The organism is Clostridium coskatii, from assembly GCF_001675205.1.
Classification (GTDB): Bacteria; Bacillota; Clostridia; order Clostridiales; family Clostridiaceae; genus Clostridium_B; species Clostridium_B ljungdahlii.
Genome location: NZ_LROR01000076.1, coordinates 1 through 25,050, shown reverse-complemented (window position 1 = coordinate 25,050; position 25,050 = coordinate 1). Strand labels below are relative to the sequence as shown.

Annotated in this window: 20 protein-coding genes, 1 rRNA gene and 1 pseudogene; 3 read left to right on the top strand and 19 right to left on the bottom strand. The window is 32.2% G+C overall.

Going from position 1 to position 25,050, the window contains the following annotated elements:
• Positions 1-36: 36 nt before the first annotated feature.
• Both CLCOS_RS21620 and ltrA read left to right on the top strand, forming a co-directional pair.
• On the top strand, positions 37-1,215 hold the full coding sequence (locus CLCOS_RS21620) for an IS3 family transposase (RefSeq protein ID WP_082853628.1): 1,179 nt from the start codon (positions 37-39) through the stop codon (positions 1,213-1,215).
• 504 nt (positions 1,216-1,719) lie between these two features.
• Positions 1,720-3,282: a group II intron reverse transcriptase/maturase gene (gene ltrA / locus CLCOS_RS17485; protein WP_242872342.1), complete on the top strand. Its 1,563-nt coding sequence runs from the start codon at positions 1,720-1,722 to the stop codon at positions 3,280-3,282.
• A gap of 336 nt (positions 3,283-3,618) precedes the next feature.
• On the opposite strand, the gene CLCOS_RS23115 is transcribed toward ltrA, so the two are convergent.
• The 18 genes and pseudogenes from CLCOS_RS23115 to CLCOS_RS17410 form a co-directional block, all read right to left on the bottom strand.
• On the bottom strand, positions 3,619-3,810 hold the full coding sequence (locus CLCOS_RS23115; protein ID WP_063602348.1) for a hypothetical protein: 192 nt from the start codon (positions 3,808-3,810) through the stop codon (positions 3,619-3,621).
• Between the two features lie 202 nt (positions 3,811-4,012).
• A pseudogene (locus CLCOS_RS22860) lies at positions 4,013-4,129 on the bottom strand (aspartyl-phosphate phosphatase Spo0E family protein); the annotation flags it as partial.
• 655 nt (positions 4,130-4,784) lie between these two features.
• Positions 4,785-4,967: a toxin-antitoxin system HicB family antitoxin gene (locus CLCOS_RS23110; RefSeq protein ID WP_343217902.1), complete on the bottom strand. Its 183-nt coding sequence runs from the start codon at positions 4,965-4,967 to the stop codon at positions 4,785-4,787.
• A gap of 8 nt (positions 4,968-4,975) precedes the next feature.
• Positions 4,976-5,140: a type II toxin-antitoxin system HicB family antitoxin gene (locus tag CLCOS_RS23105; RefSeq protein ID WP_343217901.1), complete on the bottom strand. Its 165-nt coding sequence runs from the start codon at positions 5,138-5,140 to the stop codon at positions 4,976-4,978.
• Positions 5,141-5,221: 81 nt separating this feature from the next.
• Entirely contained in the window at positions 5,222-5,395 is a 174-nt protein-coding gene (locus CLCOS_RS22550) for a hypothetical protein (protein ID WP_156496395.1), read from the bottom strand.
• A 238-nt stretch (positions 5,396-5,633) separates the two neighbouring features.
• On the bottom strand, positions 5,634-6,929 hold the full coding sequence (locus CLCOS_RS17470) for a glycoside hydrolase family 18 protein (RefSeq protein WP_063602347.1): 1,296 nt from the start codon (positions 6,927-6,929) through the stop codon (positions 5,634-5,636).
• 195 nt (positions 6,930-7,124) lie between these two features.
• Entirely contained in the window at positions 7,125-8,009 is an 885-nt protein-coding gene (gene garR, locus CLCOS_RS17465; RefSeq protein WP_063555433.1) for a 2-hydroxy-3-oxopropionate reductase, read from the bottom strand.
• 158 nt (positions 8,010-8,167) lie between these two features.
• A complete protein-coding gene (gene garD, locus CLCOS_RS17460) occupies positions 8,168-9,691 on the bottom strand; it encodes a galactarate dehydratase (RefSeq protein WP_063602346.1) in 1,524 nt (507 codons plus the stop codon).
• Between the two features lie 31 nt (positions 9,692-9,722).
• On the bottom strand, positions 9,723-10,865 hold the full coding sequence (locus CLCOS_RS17455; RefSeq protein ID WP_063602345.1) for a glycerate kinase family protein: 1,143 nt from the start codon (positions 10,863-10,865) through the stop codon (positions 9,723-9,725).
• Between the two features lie 295 nt (positions 10,866-11,160).
• Positions 11,161-12,510 (bottom strand): glucarate dehydratase, encoded by a 1,350-nt coding sequence (gene gudD / locus CLCOS_RS17450; RefSeq protein WP_063602344.1) that lies wholly within the window; start codon positions 12,508-12,510, stop codon positions 11,161-11,163.
• Between the two features lie 193 nt (positions 12,511-12,703).
• Complete coding sequence (locus CLCOS_RS17445) at positions 12,704-13,990, bottom strand: lactate racemase domain-containing protein (RefSeq protein ID WP_063602343.1); 1,287 nt, start codon at positions 13,988-13,990, stop codon at positions 12,704-12,706.
• Between the two features lie 192 nt (positions 13,991-14,182).
• Positions 14,183-15,508, bottom strand: coding sequence for a gluconate:H+ symporter (locus CLCOS_RS17440; protein WP_063602342.1), 1,326 nt, complete (start codon positions 15,506-15,508; stop codon positions 14,183-14,185).
• A 385-nt stretch (positions 15,509-15,893) separates the two neighbouring features.
• Positions 15,894-17,240: an enolase C-terminal domain-like protein gene (locus tag CLCOS_RS17435; protein WP_063602341.1), complete on the bottom strand. Its 1,347-nt coding sequence runs from the start codon at positions 17,238-17,240 to the stop codon at positions 15,894-15,896.
• Between the two features lie 230 nt (positions 17,241-17,470).
• Entirely contained in the window at positions 17,471-18,547 is a 1,077-nt protein-coding gene (locus CLCOS_RS17430) for an iron-containing alcohol dehydrogenase family protein (protein ID WP_063602340.1), read from the bottom strand.
• 185 nt (positions 18,548-18,732) lie between these two features.
• A complete protein-coding gene (locus CLCOS_RS17425) occupies positions 18,733-20,181 on the bottom strand; it encodes a DASS family sodium-coupled anion symporter (protein ID WP_063602339.1) in 1,449 nt (482 codons plus the stop codon).
• Positions 20,182-20,240: 59 nt separating this feature from the next.
• Complete coding sequence (gene speE / locus CLCOS_RS17420; protein WP_063602338.1) at positions 20,241-21,113, bottom strand: polyamine aminopropyltransferase; 873 nt, start codon at positions 21,111-21,113, stop codon at positions 20,241-20,243.
• A gap of 269 nt (positions 21,114-21,382) precedes the next feature.
• Positions 21,383-22,282 carry an aldo/keto reductase gene (locus CLCOS_RS17415; protein ID WP_063602362.1) on the bottom strand — a complete coding sequence of 300 codons (900 nt, stop codon included), beginning with the start codon at positions 22,280-22,282 and terminating at the stop codon, positions 21,383-21,385.
• 34 nt (positions 22,283-22,316) lie between these two features.
• A complete protein-coding gene (locus CLCOS_RS17410; RefSeq protein ID WP_063602337.1) occupies positions 22,317-23,468 on the bottom strand; it encodes a sugar diacid recognition domain-containing protein in 1,152 nt (383 codons plus the stop codon).
• 247 nt (positions 23,469-23,715) lie between these two features.
• Here CLCOS_RS17410 and CLCOS_RS17405 point away from each other — a divergent pair, with 247 nt between their 5' ends.
• Complete coding sequence (locus tag CLCOS_RS17405) at positions 23,716-24,612, top strand: dihydrodipicolinate synthase family protein (protein WP_063602336.1); 897 nt, start codon at positions 23,716-23,718, stop codon at positions 24,610-24,612.
• A 127-nt stretch (positions 24,613-24,739) separates the two neighbouring features.
• Here the strand turns inward: CLCOS_RS17405 and rrf are convergent.
• Positions 24,740-24,856: ribosomal RNA gene (gene rrf / locus CLCOS_RS17400) — 5S ribosomal RNA — on the bottom strand.
• Between the last annotated feature and the right edge of the window lie 194 nt (positions 24,857-25,050).

Sequence of the window (25,050 nt, the reverse complement as noted above, 5' to 3'; positions counted from 1 at the left end):
ATAATAAAACTGTTTCCATAAAGGGGGTATATTTTTATGGGTAGAAAAGAAAAAGTTACAGTTGATAGGAAGATAGCAGCTGTTAAGGATTACCTCATAGGTAAAAAAAGTTGCATGCAAATTTGTTTTGAATTAGAAATTACTAAAGGTTCATTTAGAGAATGGGTTAGAAAATATCAATTAAATGGAGAACTAGGGCTGCAATGTTATAAGAAAAATACCTATTATCCTGAATCCCTTAAATTGCAGGCTGTCTCTGATTATGAAAGAGGAGCAGGATCGTTAAATAATTTATGCAACAAATACAATATTTCTAGTCATGGTATTCTCCAACGATGGATAAAAAAGTATAATGATCATAATAGAGTTAAGTCTCATAACTCAAAAGGAGATAGTACTATGATCATTGGAAGAAAAACAAACTATGAAGAAAAAATTGAAATAGTATCATTCTGCATTAAAAATAACGATAATTATCAACTAGCATCAGAGAAATTTAATGTTTCGTATCAGCAAGTTTATGCTTGGACATCTAAGTATAAAGAAGGTGGTGTAGAAGCCCTTGTTGATCGACGTGGAAAGGAGGCGAGATGGGAAGACAAATACATAGCCATTAGAGAATATAGTGAAGAAAATAAAATCTCAATATCTCAACTATGTGACATTGCATGCGTAGCCCGTTGTTCATACTATAAATGGTTAAATCGCATAGAAAGTATGTCAGATAAAGAAAATGCTGCAATAATTAAAATTATGATTCAAATCTACTCTGAAGTTCAAGGTATATATGGGTATAGAAGAATGAATTTGAATATAAATAGAATACTTAAAAAGAGGTACAATCATAAGCGAATTTATAGATTAATGAGATCTATTAACATGAAATCTGTAATTCGTAGGAAGAAAAAGAACTATGTTCCTAGCACTCCTCAAATCACTACTGAGAATATACTGGATAGAGAATTTTATGCTGATAAACCAAATCAAAAATGGCTTACTGATGTAACCGAATTTAAGTTAACTGATGGAACAAAAGCTTACTTGAGTGCTATACTTGACCTGCACGATAATAGCATTGTTTCCTATGTTCTTGGACATTCAAATAATAACCATCTTGTTTTTCAAACACTTGATAAAGCTATTGAAGCTAACCCTAATGCTAGTCCACTCTTTCATAGTGATAGAGGCTTTCAAGTGCGACAAGAAGTCGCTTAATATATTGCCATAAGGCTACCCCATCCATTCGGGGTAACTCTATTGTGACTAGCGTAGATGGTAACGTCTGGGTTAGAAAGCTCACAAGACAATGTGGAAATCCGAGAAGCCTAAATCTGGGATGACTGCTAGAGTAAGAAAGTTATGGAGAACGTAAAGTGAATCACTTTAGGAATCGTTACGCTGGAGAAAGCGAAATAGGCTGAAACGCTTCGACCAAAAAGGTAAGGAGTCAAGCAAAGGCACTCTTGTTAAACCAATGCGAATGGATAAAGAACTCCCGGTTTAAAGGTGCCTCCTAAGGCTTTCACAATTATATATTATGCGGAACTTGGTAAACCCTATATGCTCCTCTTTATTGAGGTATCTAACCGTAAGGAAAAGAAATGGCATAGAGGGCAGAAGAAATGGATAAAAAGCAAATACTACTTTTATAATGAAAGAAGATAGGGGTTCAAACTTTGCCCTAACCTGAAAAGGTGCTGACTTATCCAATGGTATTTCTTGGCAGGAAAGGACTGTAAACTTATGAATTTTAGTAATTCAACGCCGGATAAAACCGAGAAGCTAAAAAACTATAAATTACTTGCTAATCAATGGGAATCCATTGACTGGATTCAGGTAGAAAAATATGTTAATAGGTTGCAGACCAGAATTGCTAAAGCAACAGTAAAAGGTGACAAAAACAAAACCAAAAGACTACAATACTTATTAACTCATTCTTTTTATGCAAAGTCATATGCGATAAAAAAAGTAACCTCGAATAAGGGTAAAAACACCTCAGGTGTTGATAAAAAACTGTGGTCAACACCAGCGTCAAAAATGAAAGCAGTACTAATGCTAACAGATAAGCATTACATTGCAAAACCCCTTAGACGTGTTTACATTAGCAAGAAAAACAAAAGCAAAAAACGACCTCTAGGAATTCCTACAATGTATGATAGAGCTATGCAGACGTTATATGCACTTGCACTTGAACCAGTTGCAGAAGTTACAGGTGACAATGTTTCTTTTGGCTTTCGTCAAGGAAGAAGCGCAAAGGATGCCTGTGAACAAACATTCAATATATTAGCCAGGAAATGCTCTCCTATATGGGTATTAGAAGGTGACATTAAGGGTTGCTTTGATAATATTAACCATAATTGGCTTATGGAAAACATACCCATGGACAAGAGAGTTATGAAACAATTCTTAAAATCCGGGTTCATATACAAGGGTGAAATGTTTCCAACAGAGAAGGGTTCACCACAAGGTGGTGCCATCTCAAGTCTATATGCAAATATGACATTAGATGGATTAGAAAGGCTAATACAAGATAAATATCATCGAAATACTAAAGGTAAAATTGAAAATCACTACCGGGCAAAAACAAAAGTAAACCTGGTGAGATACGCCGATGACTTTATTATTACCGCAAAAACTAAAGAAATTGCAGAAGAAATTAAAGATTTAGTTAGTTTATTTCTTAAAACCAGAGGACTTACTCTATCTGAGGAAAAGACAAAAATTACGCATATAGATACTGGATTTGATTTCCTTGGTTGGACTTTTCGAAAATTCAAAGGAAAATTAATTGTTAAACCATCCAAGGATTCTATAAAAACCATGATAAGGAAATGTTCTAATATCATACTGAAAGAAGGAAAATCAGAAACACAATCAAAAATAATCCGGAGGTTAAATCTAATTATTAGAGGTTGGACTAATTACCATAGGCATGTTGTTGCAAGTCAGGTTTTCTCGTATATTAATAACACTATATATCTTTTATTGCAACAATGGGCAAAACATAGACATCCCAACAAAAATAGTTGGTGGAGACTAAATAAATACTGGCATGAAAAGAACAAGAAGAGATGGCTGTTTACAACGGGTGAATACAGTCTGATTAACTTAAGAAGAATAGAAATAATTAGACATCCAAAATTACAAATTTCAAAGAATCCTTTTATTGACAAAGATTACTTTGAATTAAGAAAATTAAACCTAAAACTACTGTTTGCTGCCAGAAATGGTGAAGGAATGCTTGAGCCGTATGAGTTGGAAACTCTCAAGTACGGTTCTTAGACGAGGGAAAGGGAGTAATCCCTTTTCTTTAGTCGATTTTAATGGAAGGTAAAGATATTTATGTCTTTTCATCTATAACATCTACTAAATTCACAAAATAAACAAAAATATTATATGGACAAGGGAGGCAACTGTCTTTAATTCTCATAATTATTTAAACTTTGGCTTAACAAGTAAAAAACTTATAATACTAATTCTATGTAGTTTTTTATATTAAATCAAATATATCCATTATTTTAACAGAATACTATTCGATTTCAACGAGTCTTTCATCCATATATTAACTTACACGTCTTTTAACACCTTTAAAGCAATGACTGGATACCTCAGCTTAAACTAATTGTACATCCTTTCGTAATTCTCAGATTTAGGCCCTTTAATATCCTTCACCCTAATATAGGCTCCGTCATTATGCAATACTAAAAAATCTGCACCCTCTTTTTCAAATACACTTTGTATTGTTTCTGTGCCCAGCTTATATACCATGGCCATGTCCATGTGTTTAGGCAACCAATCAAGGGCTTTCATTTTATTCTGAAGCTTAATTTTAATACCATCTTTACCTTATGATACAAATGACAGTACCATCTACTCTATCAGAATTATTAAAGTAAATATAGTTCCACTTAATTGTTTTTTCCTTTTTGACTCATTCAACTCCTTAAAAATATAAAAAATTATACTTCATTAGCTAAATTACAAAAGGAGAGATAAAAACCTTTCCTTTTGTCTAATTGTTCATTTTTCTTTTAGCTATTTCACCACATTCATTTAGTGCTGAATCTAATTTTTGACTTGCAACAACTATTTCCAAATCTAATAACATATCTTTTTCTCGAATTAAAGTATTAAGCTTTTTTTAATCTTCTATCTATACTAAGATTTCTCCCACTTTAAGCATTATTATCCTAGCTTTCCTCGATTAGTATAAGGAAAAGACAGATATTGAATAAATATTAATTCCTTGCTAAAAATAAGCACTAGTTTTCACCAGCACTTACTTTTAATATATCTATATAATAAAAGGGGACTTATTATATCATTTTTATTTTCTCTAAGATTATTTCCTTAGGACATTTATATATTATATCTATATTCTTAAAATTTCCTTAAAACATAAAATAAACATCCTAGATAAGGATGTCTATTTTTACACTAGTTTTAAGGAAATTCAATTCAATATACTATCTTGTGGTGGTTGCATTTAAGTTTAATGTGCCTTGCAACCGCAGGCACAGATGAGTTTTTACTTTCTTTAGGATATTATAAGTATACAAAATATTTGTTACAATTTAATGTCCTATAAATGAACTAATTGTCTATTTTTTTAATATATTGTAAACAATGTAAGAATAAGCACCGGTTTTATCCAGTGCCCATTCTCCATTTATACAATATATTAAATTTCATTTATCGACTATACATAGCATATAACACTTTTACATGAATTTTGTCCCAAATATGTCCCATTTTTGTCCCACGATTTTTATTTATTCTACTATTTAGCTTTTACTTTGAATTGCTATTCCCTTATTCAAAAGGTATAAGCAATATTGGTTCATACTTATATCTTCCTCTTTTGATTTCTCCATTAATTCCTTATACAGTGATTTAGGCATTCTTAATTTAAATTGTCCTGAAAAACTTTCTTCTAATGGCTCTGGTATTGATATACTATCTTCCAATGCTATTTCTATCTAGCTTTTTTTACATCATTTAAAAGATTTCCTTCGTCAATCGTATCTGCACAAGTAATACACCCCTTCAATTCTGGGTACCTTAACACATATTCACCTTCCTCATCTTTTATAATTTCAATTTTATAATTAAGATTCATATAATATTCTATATTCTTCATAACTTATTCCTCCTCTAGATACTTTAAATTCATTCTTTTGTAACAATATAGGGCTTAATTATGCATTTAAAATTACTAATTTCACCTATACATTGCAATACAAATAGTTGTACATAATATTTCAGATTCAACAAGCAACTTTAAAATACTTTCATTGATTCCAAGATAGTCCGCTGTACCATCTGAAATTGAATTTTGATTTAAAATACAATGAGATATTAATACGATTTTTTTGCTTCTAGCATCAGTAAACATAAAATTTCTCCCCATTCCTAACTATTAAAACTTAATATGAGAACACATTATAAAATAATAAATTCATATAAGCAACAAGAAAAATAATTAGCACAAACCATAAAAGTATCCTGTAAGATTAGACACAACCCCTTTTAATGTGTCCATCCTACAGGATACAGTTTAAATAGCATTAAACAGTTTTTAATAATTAAACTATGGAGGAAAAAACTAATTTCACAGTTATATTCTAACCATATCACCTAGCTGGTATAACTTTTTCAATATTGAACATATTATCAAGTACCTGCCAGTTTTCTGGGAATGGCTTTGCCAGAACCCAGTAGCTAACACCTCGAAGTCCATATTCACTTACAAGTTTATATTTTGCTTCTACACTTCTTGCATCTTCAAACCAAACTACATGCTGCCGTCTTTCTTCATCTATATAGTTATAATATGGTGATTGTGCTTTTTGATCATACCTTATGACAGCTCCGTATCTTCTTGCTCTATCCACCGCTTCTCTATTTCCTACACTTTCTGCAAATTCTCCTCCTGGAGTATATGGAAGTGTCCAATCGTATCCATAAAGCGGCATTCCCATCATTATCTTATTAGGAGGTATTACGGTTACAGCATAATTTATTACTTTTCTCACCTCATTAATTGGAGCGACGGCCATAGGTGGGCCACCCGACCACCCCCATTCGTAAGTCATTATTATTACAAAATCAACTATTCTGCCGTGAGCTCTGTAATCATGAGCTCCATGCCATGCACCAGCTTTTACATCATATGTTTTAGGTGCTAATGCAGTTCCAACTACATATCCCAGTGGGTGAAGCCTTGCTACTAATTTCTCAAGGAAGCGGTTATACTTTGTTCTATCTTCTGGTGGAATTCTTTCAAAATCTACTATAGTTCCATAATAACCTTTTCTCCTCATCATATCTATCATATTGTTTATAAGATTATTCTGAGCTTTCTCATCATTAAGGAACTTTCCTATTAACTCAGTGTCAAAATTTTTTCCAGATAAATTTGTAACTGAAAGTAACGGTGCAACCCTATTATTTTTCCCAACCGCAATAATTGTTTCATCTCTAAGTGGAGTCAATCCCCCTTCTGCAGTAATATGATGGCTAAAAGGAGTTATATAAGTTAGATATGGTGCTGCATCAATTACAATTCTAGTTTCTTTTTCATCAGTAGAAGGTTGTATAAAACCATTTGTTTCAATAGTTCCATAGTTTTTGGATTTTTCAGGTATCCTAAGTGTCATACCTTGATAAATAGCGGAAGAACTTGACATGTTATTTAAACTTAGTATGCTGTTTACGGAAACTCCAAATTTTTGAGCTATAGACCACAGTGAATCTCCTGCTTTAACCCTATATGCTCTTTCCCTTGATGGAATTACAATTGATTGTCCCACTACTAAACTTTCCCTTGGATTGAGGTCATTGGCCTTTATTATACTGTCCGGAGAAACTCCAAATTTTCTAGCTATAGACCATGTAGAGTCTCCTGGACGGACTACATATATATTCAAATATATATACGCTCCTTTTCTATTTACTACCATTAGTTATTATATTCAATAACTCTATTTCTGTTCTAAAATACAAGTGAATATTTTAATTGCTTATTATAGAAATGATTTTTTATAATTATGTGCATCTATCTTAAGATTAGTAAATATATGAAAAAGGAATCTAGCTCAAGTTCAAACTAGATTCCTACAAAATTATTTAGTTACTTCAACTTTTCCTAATTTCTCATAGAATTTTACTAAAGCAGAATGATCGCTTTGTCCCTCTCCATCTAAATGCAAATTTCTAAGCATTTCTAATACTTGATTTGTAAGGAAAAGTGGTGCTCCTACTCCTGCTGCAGTTTCAACAGCATTCTTTAAATCTTTTATATGTAGGTCAATTTTAAATCCTGGTTTGAAATTTCTGTCTAATACCATTGGAGCTTTAGCATCTAATACAGTACTTCCAGCTAGTCCTCCACGAATAGCATTGTAAATTAATTCTGGAGATACACCAGCTTTAGTTCCTAGTACAAAAGCTTCTGACATAGCTGCTATATTTAATGCAACAATTACCTGGTTTGCTAACTTTGTTACATTACCTGCACCAACATCACCACATAGTACTGCACTTGTACCCATCTTCAAAAGTAAATCTTTATATTTTTCAAAAACTTCTTTCTTTCCGCCTACCATCATAGATAAACTTCCGTCAATAGCTTTTGGTTCTCCACCACTTACTGGAGCATCCAACATGTCAATTCCTTTTTCTTCTAATTTTTTAGCTATTTCTCTAGAAACAAGTGGTGCTATGGAACTCATATCAATAAATACGGAACCCTTTTTTATTCCCTCAATAACACCATTTTCTCCTAAGACAACTTCTTTAACCTGTGGAGAATTTGGAAGCATCGTTATTATAACATCACTTTTAGCTGCAACATCTTTTGGTGAAGCTCCTCTTTCAGCTCCTGCTTTTTCGAGTTCTTCTTCTGATGCCTTACTGCGATTATAAACTACAAGGTCATAACCTGCCTTTATTAAATTCTTTGACATTGGCTTTCCCATTATTCCAAGTCCGATAAATCCTACTTTCATAAGTCAATCCTCCTGTATTTCTATTTTATAATATTATTATCATACCTTTGCATTTATCATTCAATGTTCATTTGCACAAATATGATTTATTACCAGCAAACTATTTTATATATATGCATAACATTTTACAATCTACTATTTTATCATCAAGGCAATTATCACGTAATTGGTGCAGGATTAAAAACTGATAGTGCATTATAAATTTCATGTACATCTGCATAAGTTTTTTTAGTTCCACTAGCTATATCTATTATCAATTTAAAAAGTTCTAAACCAACCTCTTCAATTGTCTTTTCACCTGTGGCAATTCTTCCTGCATCTAGATCTATTAAATCATTCCATTTTTCTTTAAGTGCCGTATTAGTTGAAACTTTTATAACAGGGGCAATCATTAAATTATATGTAGTACCTCTTCCAGTAGTAAACACTTGTAAAGTCATACCTGATGATAACTGCATTGTCCCACAAACAAAATCACTTGCTGGTGTTGCAGCATAGGTCATACCTCTTTTTCTAATACGCTCTCCTGGAGATAATACATCCACTATGCTTGTACTACCTGATTTAGCTACCGATCCAAGTGCCTTATCTACAACATTTAAAAGTCCACCCTTTTTATTTCCTGGTGAAGGGTTGGCATCTCTATCAACATGTGATTCGTCCAAATATTTATCATACCATTTCATTTCCTTAACAAGTTTCGCAAGTACTTCATCACTAACTGTTCTAGGTGCCAGCAAATGAACTGCATCCCTGATTTCAGTCACCTCAGAAAACATTACCTTTGCACCTGATCTAACTAATAAATCTGCTGCAAATCCTACTGCTGGGTTTGCCGTAACTCCTGAAAAGGCATCACTTCCACCACACTGAAGTCCTACTATTAAATCAGATACAGGACATTTAGTTCTAACTCTTGAATTTAACTTTGTAAGTTTTTTTTCTGCTCTTTTCATAATTTCATCAATCATTTTATTAAATCCAAAACACTCTTGTAGTATGACAAGATTTTCATCTTTTATTTCAGGAAAAAGTAATGTAGGTACTAATTTTTCACATCCAAGAGATACTGTCAGCATTTCACCGCCAAAATTAGGATTTTTGGATAAATTTCTTATTGCCCTTATAGGAATTTCAGAATTATCACCATGTATTGCAACACCACATCCATATAGATGATTCAAAGCTACAACAGCATCAACATTTTTATACTTAGGTAAAAGCTCATTTTTTATTCTCTCTACTGCAACATTGACAACACCTTGTACGCATTGAACTGTTGTAGTTATTCCAAGTATATTTTTAGTTCCAACGCTGCCATCTTCATTTTTATACCCCATAAATGTATAACCTTCTAAAGGTTCATATTTATCAATCATTTTACCGCTTTTTAATTCATCTAAGGAATGTGCCTTAGGTAGTCTAACTTCATCGTGTGCTACCCGACTTCCCTTTTTTAAATCTTTTTTTGCAAATCCAATTATTTCTCCATATCTAATAAAAGGTTCATCTTTTGAAATATCTTTTAAAAGCACTTTATTAGCTTGCGGTATATCCTGCAGCAATTTCAATCCATTTTCAAAAGTAGTTCCCTTTTTAAGTCCACCTTTGTTTACTATTATAGCCACATTGTCTTCAGGGTTAACTTTAATATACAAAGGTTTTAATTGATTACTATCCATTTAACTTTAACCTCCTTACATGTGATTTTAACTATTTTACATTCATTAATCTTACTATATTTTCAACTGTTTTCTCTATATTTTCACTGCCTTTTTTTAGAGCACAGTCTAATGTGGTCACACCTCTAACAATACTAAAAATTGAATCTATACCCTTTTCATATAATACATCTATACCATTTTCAACACTACCTGCCAGTGCTACTACAGGCTTATTGTATTTCTTTGCTATCATAGCTACTCCAATTGGGGTTTTTCCATATTGTGTTTGAAAATCAATACTACCTTCACCGGTAAAAACTATATCTGCTTGCTTAATTTTTTCTTCCAACTTAGAATATTCTATAACTATATCGATGCCGTTTTTCAGTTCCCCTTTTAAGAAAACCATAAGTCCAGCTCCTAATCCACCAGCCGCACCTGCTCCAGGTATATTTAATACATCTACATTAATTTGTTCCTTAATTATCTTAGCATAATGCCTTAAGTTATCATCCAATACTTTAATCATTTCATGAGTAGCTCCTTTTTGTGGTCCAAAGACATTAGAAGCCCCTTCTTTTCCACAGAGAGGATTAATTACGTCGCAGGCTACTTCTAATTTGACATTCTTCAAACGAACATCAAAATTTGTTAAATCAATTTTTTCTATTTTACCTAACTCACCACCACCAAATCCAATTTCCTTTCCATCTCTGTTTGTAAATTTTCCACCTAGAGCTTGAATTGCACCTACGCCACCATCATTAGTAGAGCTTCCCCCTATGCCAACTAACAATTTTTTTATATTGTGGTTTAAACACTCTCTTATTAATTGTCCTGTTCCGTAAGTTGTTGTTATGAGCGGATTTCTTTTTTCTTTTGGCACCAAACCTATTCCGCTTGCACTGGCCATTTCTATAATACCTGTTTCGCCGTCTCCTAAAATACCATATTCAGCTTCTACTTCGTCTCCAAGTGGTCCAATTACTTTTAATTTATATATATCTCCTCCTGTAGCATCAACAAGAGATTGCATTGTTCCCTCTCCCCCGTCAGCCATAGGCACTTGTATACACTTAATATTTTTATTTACTTTTTTTATTCCCTTTTCCATAGCTTCACAAGCTTCTTTTGCAGTCATACTCTCTTTGAAGGAATCTGGTGCCAGCAAAATACTAAAATCCTTTTTCATGTTTAAACCCTCCTATTGCCTAAAATCTATTCAAGAACTTAGCTTTTCTAATATATCTAAATTCTATATTAAAGTTAAATGTTACTATTAAAAGCGTTTACTGTTCATCATCTATTTCTATTTTATTATTGTACTTTTTTACAAGTGAAACAATATTCAGTTGCACAAATATCATTTGCCTTTAATATTTTCTTTTTATCTATTTGCATAACTTATTTTTGATTTGAATATCCATATATAAATTTAGGACTGCTGCACTAATAGTTGGTGCAGCAGTCCTAAACGAAAGCATATTTTATCTTACTAAACAAGGACGTTTATTGTTAAACTTCCAACCTGGAATTAAAAATTGCATAGCAGCTGAATCATCACGTGCCCCTAACGACATTTTGGTATATAATTCATTAGCTTTCTTGACTTGTTTCATGTCTATCTCTACACCCAAGCCTGGTTTATCTGGAATATCTATCATACCACCTACAATCTTAAATGGATCTTTAGTCAAATACTGACCATCCTGCCATATCCAGTGTGTATCAATTGCAGTTACATTTCCTGGGGCTGCAGCTGCTGTTTGAGCATACATTGCAAGTGAAATATCAAAATGATTATTTGAATGTGAACCCCAAGTAAGTCCAAAATCTCTACAAGTTTGTGCTACTCTCACTGAACCTTCCATTGTCCAAAAATGTGGATCAGCTAATGGAATATCTACTGAATGCAGCTGAAGAGAATGTACCATCTGCCTCCAGTCCGTTGCTATCATATTAGTAGCAGTAGGCAAATCAACAGCTCTCCTAAATTCAGCCATGACCTCACGTCCTGAAAAACCATTTTCAGCTCCACAAGGATCTTCAGCATAAGCCAAAACACCTTTTATGTTTTTGCACAACTTTATAGCTTCATCTAATGACCATGATCCATTTGGATCAAGAGTTATACGAGCATCCGGGAAACGTTTAGCCAAAGCTGTTACAGCCTCTATTTCCTTTTCTCCACTTAAAACTCCACCTTTCAATTTAAAATCTTTGAATCCATAGCGTTCCTGTGCAGCTTCTCCCAGTCTTACAACAGCTTCTGGAGTCATTGCTTCTTCAATACGTAATCGTGACCAATCATCCTTTGAATCAGGTTCACTTACATAAGGTAAATTTGTTTTTTTCCTATCACCTACAAAGAATAAATATCCCAAAACTTTAACTGATTTTCTTTGCTGGCCTTCACCTAATAATTCACAGGCTGGTACATTAAGAAATTTTCCCATTAAATCAAGTAATGCTGCTTCTATTGCAGTAGCTGCATGTATAGTAGTACGCAAATCAAATGTCTGAAGTCCACGTCCACCAGAATCCCTAGATGAAAAAGTTTCTTTTACATTTCTAATTATTGATTTGTATTTTCCAATACTTTGTCCCACAACTAATGACTTTGAATCCTCTATTGTCTTACGTATAGCTTCGCCTCCTGGCACTTCTCCAACACCAGTATTTCCTGCATTATCCTTTAAAATCACAATATTACGTGTAAAAAAAGGTCCGTGTGCTCCACTTAAATTAAATAACATACTATCATGTCCTGCTACAGGAATAACTTGCATGTCAGTAACAACAGGTGTATTCTTTATCATATTTTTATTGTCATTCATATTCTAACCTCCATAATAACGTTTTCCTTTGTTTTTCAATAAAACTTATATTACTTTATAATATAATTATTATACTTTCAAATTTTCTATTCAATGTTCAATTGCACATATATTAATCTTTAACATCAACTTATTTTTATAGATATGCATAATACCCTTCAAGTTGTAATTTAATAAAGAAGGAAACCTTCTATTACAGGTTTCCTTCTTCATTAAATTGCATATATTCTGGTTCACTTTCCACTTCTAGATCAGGATAGTTTTTCATTTCATCATAGTAGGCTTCTGATAACATAATATGACCAATATGCAAACTGTTAGGTATTCTTACTACCTTTGGCGCCTTTTTATTAATTCCCACACATGTTCTAATACAAAGCTGTATAGCTTCTTTATCATTTGCCACAACACAGGGTATCCTTGCAGATTCCAGTACTGTACTTGTAATACAATTAGGATACATTTTTTCTAGATCCAATTTATCAAACAGTCTTTTTGTTATAACATTTGAAAGTCCTACACCCAAACCATTTCCGTGAGATTCTTTACTTATATCAAGCATTGCAGTTCTCTGTACTTTTACACCACCTGATGCATATTTTGTAGAAAATGTTCCTGTAATATTAGGATCCACACCTGTTCCACTATAATTTTTTCCTATTTCATCAACAACAAGTACATCACATCTTCCAACTATAATCTTAGGCATATTAACAAAAGCCTCTTGTAATAACTTGGGTTCCTCTCTTGCAATTTCATCGCTGTTAACTGCTATTATCTTGCATGTTTCATCAAAAGCATTTTCTATACATGGTACGGCAAAGAGAATTGGTGCATGTTTAATAATTGCATTTCCTATAATAGGTATATTCTTTGCAATATTTTGCATTCCTTGTTCATGAACATGCTCTGCTCCAACCTGCTTACCTAAACCAACTGCCATCATTTTCATAATTCCACTTTCGTATTTACCTCTAAAGGCATTATGAGGTTTAATACGACATGAAATTATAATACCATCAGCTTCTGCAGCATTTTTATCTATTACCACTTCTCTTCCATCCTCTGTATGTCCTATCATTTTGACTTCCATAGAAGATTTAATTGGGCATCCCAAATACTCTTCCGTAAGACCATAACCTGCTAATAATTCGAGTTGTCCTTCAGCAGTTGCTCCACCATGACTACCCATAGCAGGAACAACAAATGGACTTGCTCCTTTAGATGCTACAAAATCTACTATAGATTTTGTTATAATAGCTACATTAGCAACACCTCTGCTGCCAGCTGTAATGGCAATATTCATTCCCGGTTTAATCTTATCAGAAAATTTCTTTTGTGCTAATTCTCTTTTTACTACTTCAGGTATATTTTTTGATTCAATAATAGGTCGTGGGAAGATCTGCCTTACCTTAAACATCTTTGGGATATATACATTTTCCAGTAACTTAGATACTACTCCACCTTTTTTTATTTCCATATTAACTCTCCTTTTCTATTGCATTCATAACATTAAATATATGTTTTTTTGCAATCTTGCACTAATCAGCAGTAGAACTCTTTGTTTTATAAGAAAAGATTATACATAATTTAGAAAGGCATCTGGTGAATGAACCGACCCCCAAAAGTTAGACCTAAAATCTAACGATTGGAGGTTGGTTTTTTAAATTGACTAATGTACAAAAATATTTAAGATCAAAACACCAATTAAACCAATAACAGAAAGAATACACGTATAACTTGTCCTAGTTTTTATTGCATCTGCCACTGATAGTCCAAAGTATTCTTTATACATCCAAAATCCAGGATCGTTTACATGAGATGCAAATATACTTCCTGTAGTAACTGCAAGTACCATTAAACTAGTATTAACTCCTGATGAAGCTGCCAGCGGCATTACTAATCCTGCTGCAGCTGTTACTGCTACAGTAGCTGATCCGAGTGCTGTTCTCAAAATTGCTGCAATAAACCATGCCAGTACTATTGGTGAAAAATTTAATCCTTTTGTTATAGAAACAATTGTATTTCCAACTCCAGAATCAACTAATACCTGTTTAAACGCTCCTCCTGCACCAATTATAAGAATAATCATTGCAATAGCTTTTACAGATTCACTCATACTTTTCGTTATATCATCTAAGCTTCTACTACATCCAAATCCAAAAGTAAACATTGCAATAATTACTGTAATCATCAATGCTATAGGTGCATCTCCAAAGAACTTAATGTATTTTAAAAGTGAAGATCCTTTAGGCAGAAACATTCCACTAAATTCGGAAATAGCTATTAAAATTACAGGTACAATTGCTGTAAATAAGCTTTTTCCAAAACTAGGCATTTCCTCATCCGTAAACAACTTACTTGTAGTTAAACCTTCTGGTATATGCGTCTTAGCATTTTTTACAATACTTGTTTTTGAAAATAAAATTCCTGCTATTATAGCCCCTGGAATTGCAAGAATTAGTCCTAAAAGAAGTGTTCCTCCTACACTAGCTTTAAATGCAGAAGCCACAAGGGTTGGACCAGGATGAGGTGGTAAAAAACTGTGTGTTACTGATAATGCAACAACAGCTGGAAATCCAACATAGATTAAAGGTAACTTTGTTTCCTTAACTATACTATAAATAATTGGTATTAATAAAATGAATGCTGCTTCAAAAAACATTGTGATTCCTACAATAATTGATGTTACCAGCATAGCCCATTGAACTCTTTTCATTCCAAACTTATTAATCAAGGTAGTAGCAATACGCTGTCCAGCTCCACAATCTGACATAAGTTTACCAAGCATTGCTCCAAATGCAAGTATAAGTATTAAACTATTCAGCTGGCCTCCAATACCCTTATACATAGATTTAGTAACATTTCCTAACGGCATTCCTTCAAGAACACCAACTACCAACGAAACCAATATCAAAGAAATAAATCCATTAAGTTTACAAGGTATCATCAATACCAAAAGTAGTATTACTCCAATACCAACTATAACTAATGACATGTAAAACTCCTCCTTAATCGTGTTTTATCAAATTATTTTATTGCAAACATTTACTTTACTTTTAATACAACCTTGGACTAATCATATGATATACTGAAATACTTAAAATTGAGTACTATAGAACTCTTATAAATACTTTGTAGTTTTATTATCATATTTTTCTATATTACCTTCAATATTCACCTGCACAAATTTTAATCGTTATCAGAGTCATTTTTTCATTTATATGCATAAATATTTTTTTAGAAAATTTTAATTTTTCTCTGAATATCCCATAAAAAAAACATATACTATATTGCATTAATTCTTTTATTTTTACCTATAAAAAACTAAGAAAAAGAGCCGTCTAATTACTAAGACAACTCTTTCTCTATATATTTATAATTTACCTTACCATACACGGTTTTTTACTATCAAATTTCCAATTCTTTATTAAATACTGCATGGATATAGAATCATCTCTATCTCCACAACTCATTTTAGTGTATAACTCATTAGCTTTCATAACCTTGTCCATGTCAACCTCCAAACCAAGCCCTGGCTTTTTAGGAAGTTCTATCAACCCATTAGATATTTTATATGGAGTTTTAGTTAAGTATTGTCCATCCTGCCAAATCCAATGGGTATCCATTGATGTAATTTCTCCTGGGGCTGCGGCAGCAACTTGAGTGAACACTGCTAATGATATATCAAAGTGATTATTTGAATGTGAACCCCAAGTATATCCCCATTCATTACATATTTGCGCCGCACGTACTGCACCATTCATTGTCCAAAAATGTGGATCTGCTAAAATTATGTCAAGTGAATTTAATGAAAGACAGTGACCAAACTGACGCCAATCTGTTGCTATCATATTTGTTGCTACTCTTAGTCCTGTAGCTCTCTTAAACTCAGTCATAATCTCTCTTCCTGAAAAACCTTTTTCTGGCCCACAAGGATCTTCAGCATAAGATAAAGCTGTACCAGCATCCTTGCATAGCCTTATAGCTTCTTCTAAAGACCATGCCCCATTAGGATCTATATTGACATTAGCATCTGGAAATTCTTTAGCTAAAGCTTTTATAGTTTCTATCTCTTTTTCTCCTTCAAATACTCCTCCTTTTAATTTAAAATCTTTTACTCCATAACGTTCTTTTACTGCATGAGCCTCTTCAATAATATCTTCTACAGTTACCATTCTCTTTCTTCTTATTTTAAACCATGGGTCCTTGCTATTGCTTTCATCAATATATGATAAATTCGTTTTATTCTTATCTTCTACATAAAATAAATAACCAAGCATCCTCACAGCATCTCTTTGCTTACCATCTCCAAGTAAAGATGCTACTGGAAGATCCATATATTGTCCTAATAAATCCAGTAATGCAGATTCAACAGCAGTTTCAGCATGAACTACAAAACGCAAGTTTTTTAAATCAAGTTCTTGAATACATTCCCCATTATTTTGATCTGCACCCCAAGTCCTATTTTTTAATTCATATATTATACCCTTATAATCACCTATATGTTTGCCTATAACAAACGGCTTATAGTTTTCCAAAGCCTTTCTAATATGCTCTCCTCCATGTATTTCACCAAGCCCTGTATTACCCGAATTATCTTTTATAATAACTATATTCCTTGTAAAAAATGGTGCATGAGCTCCACTTAATGTTAATGACATACTGTCATATCCTGCTACTGGAATAACTTTCATATCTGTTACAATAGGTGTACCTTTACTACTCATATTAAGTCTCCTCCAAATTCTGTATTTCTATAAAATATAGCTCATTTACATTATCATATTTTTTTATTTTTCCTTCAATGTTCATCTGAATAAATTTTAATCATTATCATAGCTACTTTTTTATATATATGCATAAATATTTTCCTACTATTATTACAAGTGCAGATAATAAGGTATTTCACCTGGATAAATGCTGATTATACGAGTACCTCCTGTTAATGGCTCTAAACTTACCACATAGATTGCATGCTGTTCCAAATTAACTTTCTATCCTCTTCACCACATTTTATTTTACTAACAATATATTCACCAATAATCCTCAAATTTTTCTCCGTAGCATCTAATTGTATATCTCTTAATGTAGTTGGCAAATTAATAGATCGTAAAAAACTTTTATGTTGCTCAATCTCAGCATTTGAACATCCATTAATTTTCATCTGAAGAGATAGTCCTAAAGAAACTAATTCTCCATGAAAAAATTTAGCTTGTTGTTCTTTAAAAAACTTAGTTATACAATTATAAAAATAATGTGCAATTGCCAACTGATTTCCGCTATTAACTAAGGATGATGTCATTCCAGTTAGCACAATATTAGCACAAACCATATCCTCTACTTCCTGTGAATTGCAATTATTATTTACATCATTTACAGCTTTTCTGCTCATTTCTATATATTTGTCCCAGGTAAATTTCACCACTTGCATAGCTAAAGACATTGAACTTGATTTCTTTAACTTGAGACAAGATGACATTCTAAACTGAATTTCTGGATACTTTGCCATTCCGTTTCCTATCCCAGCCGCCAGCATGCGAGAAGGACATTTTTTAGCAATAATATTTGTATCTATAATTACACAATCTACTTTATGTTTGAGAAACATATTATCTATTACCACTCCATCGTCAGAGTATACTACACTAAAACTAGAATAACCCGCACATTGTGCTGCAGTAGTTGGTACTGTAACAATTTTTTTACTAAAAATATCAGCCACAGCTTTAGCTGTATCTAAAACATTTCCTCCTCCAATGCCTATAATAACATTAGCATTAAATTCGTTTGCCTCTTCCCCAATACGGTTTATCTGTGCTATTGTGCAATAACCACTAAATATATGTACCTTATAATCGATTCCTTCACTTTTGAGGCTTTGTTCTATTTTATCAAAGGAAACTCCAAGTGCAGTTTGTCCTCCAATAATAAAAGCTCTTTTTCCCAATTGTTTGACTTCTCTTCCAACAGCTTCAAGTCCACCAGAAGTTTGAATGTATTTACTGATAAGTCCACTACAATTCTCCTTACACATTCTAATACCTCCTCTACTCTCTTCCAATATAATCATCATATTTTTTTTAAGTAATATCAATATTCAATTGCATAAATAGTCATAGCTATTACTTCTTGTTTTTATGTAATTGCATAGTGCCTTATTTAAAAATATATGATTTCTCATAATAGAGGCTTAGAACTTAAAAGTTTGTAAATAAGTACTTAATATATTCCAATCAATTTCCACCACAACATTCCAATTCCAATGATAATTAAAAGATGTGCTATTGAGATACAAAAACCTACAAACCACCATTTCTTTTGCTTAACATATCCTTCCGAAAAGTAAACTCCTCCTTGTGCTAATCCATAATGAGTAAGTCCAGAACTTAAAGCTGATATGTTAACTAGTAAAAATATAGATACTATTGTTGGAGCTCCAGCACTTAGCAATATAGTTAAAAAGGCTGAAAATAGGGCAGTAAAGTGTACTGTATTGCTTGCAAACAAGTAATGCAAATAATACATTATAATACATACTATAATTAGTGTAAGCATCCATGATTTTGTATATATGTGTTCTCTTACTATACTGCTTATCCATTTAATAACTCCCAATTTGTTTAATTGACCTGCCATCATCATAAATGCTCCTAACCATATGAGTAAATTCCATATTTCCTTTTTGCCAGTAAATTCTTCCCAGGACACAATTCCTGTAGAAATTAATATTATGAGCCCTAAAACTCCTACAGTTGTAACATCTAAATTTATCTTATTTCCAATAATCCAAAGGAAAACTACTATTGCAAATACAAAAATCATTAGTTTCTCTGATTTACTTATAGGTCCTAATTCTTCTAATTTTTTATCCATCAATTCTTTAACATTGTCCATCTTTTTTATTTCTGGAGAACATAAAAAATAAATGATTATAGGTATAACTATAAAAGCTATCAATGATGGGATTAATGCCATTAAAAACCACATGCCAAAAGTTATATTCTCTTTTACTCCCAAATCTCTAGCCATAGTAATTGCTAGTAAATTTACAACCGAAGATGTCATAAATAGAGAAGATGAAATAAGATTACTATGTAGTGCCGTAAGCATTAAAAATTCTCCTGCTTTTTTCTCAGTTCCATCTCCAACTTTTGATCCATAGGCTCTTGACAAAGATTTTGCAATAGGAAATACTATTCCACAAGCCCTTGAAGCAGAACTTGGAATCAACATAGACAATATAATTTCACATATAACCAGAGAATATCCTGCACCTATAGTCCTCTTACCTATCTTCTTAATAAGATTATAGGCAATCCTTTTGCCAAGGCCTGTTTTAGTTATTCCTATAGAAAGACAATCAGCACATACAATCAGCCAAATAACTCCTTCTGCATAGGACGAAAATGCTGTTTTTACTGTAATAATGTGTGTGGAAGTTAAAATAAATATGCCTATAAAGGATGCTAGTCCAAGTGATACAGCCCCTAAAGCACAGGCAACTATAATAGCTATAAACACTGCCAAGAGGTACCATCCATTTCTAGGTACCATATTGGGTTTAGGTATAAAACAAATTAGTACTCCAATTAAAATTGATATTAGTAAAGGTTTTAATTTAACTGGAGAATTAAATTTAATTGCCTTTACATTTAAACTATTTACCATATAATCCTCCCCAAATAAATTTAGCTAACATAACAATGTTAGCTAAATTTATTTTTTCTTTATTTTAAATCACTTATGAAATTTGGAAGGTCAAAGCAGGACTTTACAATTTGTTTTGTTAAATAACGGGTATTTAAGGGCAATCTATCTACATCTATATTACAAGGATCATAGACATCTGAGGCCATTGTAAAGCTCCACAATCCTCCAGGATAAGTAGGAACAAAAGCTACATATGTTTTTACAATTTTAAAGTTATCCTTTAATATTTTTCTTGTACTTTCAATTATATCACGATGCAGCATTGGAGATTCACTTTGACATACCATTACTCCGTCAGAATTTAATGTTTTTTTCACATTTTTATAAAATTCTTCTCCAAATAAATCTTTGGCAGGTCCCTCTGGATCTGGTGAATCAACTACTATTACATCATATTTAATATCTGTGTTTTTTACATATTGAACTCCATCTCCAAATTTGAAATTCACCCTTTTATCAAAATTTGCTCCTCCGCTTATGTTTGGAAGAAACTTTATACATTCCCTTGTTACTATTTCATCCAGCTCAACCATATCAATTGTTTTAAGTTCTTCATACTTTGAAAGTTCTCGCACTGCCCCGCAATCTCCTCCGCCAATTACTAAAACCTTTTCTGGTTTTTTATGCGTAAGTACTGGAATATGGGTTATCATCTCATTGTATATAAACCCATCTGCAGAAGTGGACTGCATTATTCCATCTAGTGCAAGACATGGGCCAAATGCCGCAGTGTCAATCAAAGCTATCTCTTGATAGGGGGATTTCAAATAAGAAAGTACCTTGTTAACTTTATAAGTGATCTTTAAATTTTTTTTCTCAACCTCAAACTCCTCAAACCACAGTTCGCCATCAACTTCTTTCAAATACTTTGGTAATTGATTTATTTTCATAATACTCCCTCCGTTATGATAAATATTTATATATCTAATAAAGTTTTACTCGATTAATTATAACTAAAACGAAGATGTATTTCAAAGATTAATTCAAATAAAAATTTTTAAGGCATTTGAAAGAAAATAACAAGTCAAAGATGCGACGTATATTTTTTATCAGACAAGGAGACAGGTTCCGCAGATAGTGAATCCTATCTAAGGGTTCTACCGACGCAGTATGATAAAAAATAGGCTAGCATACTGACTTGTTATTTCTTTGAAAATGCCTAAAGTACATCCAAAATCACTTTTCTAGTAGGCTTTGGAAATATCCTGTCAAGTTCAATTAAATCTTCTTTAGATAAAACAATTGATCCAGATCTTGCATTTTCTATTACGTGTTCCTCACAGGAAGCTTTAGGAATTGCAATCACATCCTTTGTCCTTATGCTCCAGGCCAAAAGTATCTGTAATGGCTTTGCATTATATTTTTTCGCCATATTTATTAAAATAGGATCATCTAATAACTGTCTTCTCAGTTTACCGCCTTTGGCAATTGGACAATACGCCATAATTGGCATGTTGTGCTTTCTCTGCCATGGCAGTAAATCAAATTCAATTCCTCTTGAACCCAGGTGATATAATACCTGATTAACCATACAATTTTCTCCATCTTTACAACTTAAAAATTCTTTCATATCTTCTGTATCTAGATTTGATACTCCCCATCTTAATATCTTTCCCTGCTTTTTCAATTTTTCCATGCCTTTTATCGTTTCTTCAAAAGGCACACTTCCTCTCCAATGCAAAAGATATAAATCTAAATGATCTGTATTCAATCTTCTTAAACTATTTTCACAAGCAGTAACTATATTTGAAAGTCCTGCATTGTGTGGATATACTTTAGATACAATAAACAGCTTGTCTCTAATGTCCTTTATTGCCTGTCCTACTAAAACTTCAGAACCACCATCTCCATACATTTCTGCTGTATCTATAAGTGTCATTCCAAGCCTTATTCCCATTCTAAGAGTTTCTATCTCCCTTTTTCTCGTTTGTGAATTTTCACCCAGATACCATGTGCCTTGTCCTAATGCTGGTACTAAAGTTCCATCTGGCAATTTTACTAACCTTTTCTGATTTATGTTTCTAATTTGTTCTATTTCTTCATCACTTATTAAACTCAAAATATCAATTCCTTTCTTTTCATAATTATAACCATTAATTTTTATTAGTTTCAAAATTAATAATAGAGCAGTACAGCCAAAATAAATCAATATAATTTTTAGGATTCATATTAGTAATCTTATATATTTTGTTAAGACGATAATTAAGGGTATTTCTATGTATGAATAATTTATTTGATACTTTATTTAACTCTCCATTTTCTTCTATAAAAACTTTTAGTGTTTCTCTTAATTCACCATTTTTATCATTTAGTTCAATTAATCCATAAGAATCCTTCAATTCATTGATTTTCCATTGTGCATTATCCTGAAAAAATAACATCTCATACTTCAATACATCAAAAATGTATACGTTATTATCAGGATGACTTTTTTCTCCAAACAAAAGTGTTTCTCTGGCTATTTCATAGGATTTATGTATATCACTTAATTTAGTATATACCTTTCCAACAGATATTTTTGCATCAGTATTAGTTTGATTTTGTATTTTCTCATAAATCCCCTCTATTCTATCCTTACAAGTTATAGCCTTATATTTTATATTTGGACACTTATATAATAAAACGATAGTCTTTGAGTCAATAACTGCTACTAATGATTCCTTAAGAGTACCCTCCAAAATTGATACTATATTTTTTAATATATCCAAATCTTTTCTATTTGAAATCTGTTTAAAATTAACCTGTATAATAAAAATAGCCATAGGATAATTAGAAGCTATTTTAAATTTTTTAGTATACTTTTCAAGTAAACGAAATGATCCTTGATCATTTTTAATAAGTGAAAGTATCATATCCTCTTTAACTCTGTTGCTCCATTCAAGTTCCTTCATAACATAAGCTTGTTCTATTATCATTTCTGCAGTCATTTTGATGAGCTTACCATAGCCTATAACCTCATCTCTTTTTCCAGTAATACCTATTACTCCTACAATTTCATGTTCAAATTCAATAACTATATTTGTACCCTGTTCCACTCCATTTAATTTTCTACATTGATTTTCATCAATACTGAATTCAGATTTTCTTCCAATTGCAAGAACTGCACCTTCATGAACGCTTCCAATTCTATCTTTATTACCTGATGCTATTATAATACCCTGTTTATTCATTATATTAATATTTTTATTCACGGCTTTCATAGTTCTATCCACTATTTCTTCAGCCAATTTAGTACTAATGTCCATTAATCTTCCCCCTGACTATATAATAAGAGCAAATCTTATTCTGCTACAATGTGCACATAAATGAAAATGTTTAACTGATAACGATTAATATTTGTGCAATTGAACATTGCTATATATTACTATAAATACGATAATGATGTTGTAAGATTATTCATTTAAAATTAATCTTATTATAATTGTAATATAAAAAGGTTAATATTCCTAATTTCATAGGAGTATTATACTAAAACTTGGGAGGAATTGTATTATGTTAAAAGGTGTTTTTACACCAATGATAACTATTTTTGATGAAAATGGTCAATTTGACAGTAAATCAAATAAAGCTATGATTGAAAAATTAATTTCTGATGGAATATATGGAATATGTATACTAGGAACTACAGGTGAATTTTTTAATTTAACTTTTGAAGAAAAGAAACAATACATAAAATTTGCATCAGAAGTTATAAATGGAAGAGTTAAATTAATAGTTGGCACAGGTAGTACCAATTTAAAAGAAGTTATTGAACTGGGCAAATTTGCAGAAGAAAATAATGCAGATGCAATATTGGTTTTACCTCCATTTTACTTTAAGTTAGATGACAATCATGTTTTTGAATATTTCTCCATTATAGCAGAGAATACAAATTTGCCTATGATATTATACAATATTCCTCAAAATACAAAGGTAAATTTATCTCCAGATTTAATTTTAAAATTAGCTAATAAATATGAAAACATAGCAAATGGCGGCGTAAAAGACACTACTCCAGCCCTAGCTAATGTAAGAAATTTTGTAGAAAAGGTTAAAAGTGTCCATAAAAACTTTGCTGTTTTCTCTGGAATCGATGAATACCTTATACCAAACCTTATAATAGGTGGAAACGGTATTGTAGGAACTCAAACTAATACTCAAGCAAAATTAATGGTTGAGACTTATAAAACCTTTATGGATAAAGACTTTGATAAATTGCTATTACTTCAAAAAAGAATAAATAAGATTATGGCTGTACGTGAAATACCTGGCAGCAACAATATATTGTCTACAAAAACTGCGGCAAGTATAGCACTTAATATGGATTTCAACACTTCTATAAGATACTATGATATAAAGCTTCCTAAAGAAACTAAAGATAGGATCGAAAGAATTGTTAAACAAAAATAATATATTTGTGATTAAAAAAGAAATGAAAGTAGATTAATTTACTTTCATTTCTTTTTTAATTTTTACTTTTAAGCATATACTTAAATACCCACTGCATAAAATGTTCTATACAATGGGTATCTTACTTACCTGGCAGCGACCTATTCTCCCACAGAGCCTCCCCTGCAGTACCATCGGCACCCTGAAGCTTAACCTTCCTGTTCGGTATGGAAAGGGGTGTTACCTTCACGTCATTACCACCAGATTATCATCGAAAATTGCTATTTCTATCAATTTTCTTATATATTAACTTTTAAGAGTTCAAATTACTCTGTCCTCTCAAAATTGCACAGTAAACTTTTTTTCTTTCGTTTTTATTTGGTCAAGCCCTCGACCTATTAGTATCAGTCAGCTTAACAGGTTGCCCTGCTTACACCTCTGACCTATCTCCTCGTGTTC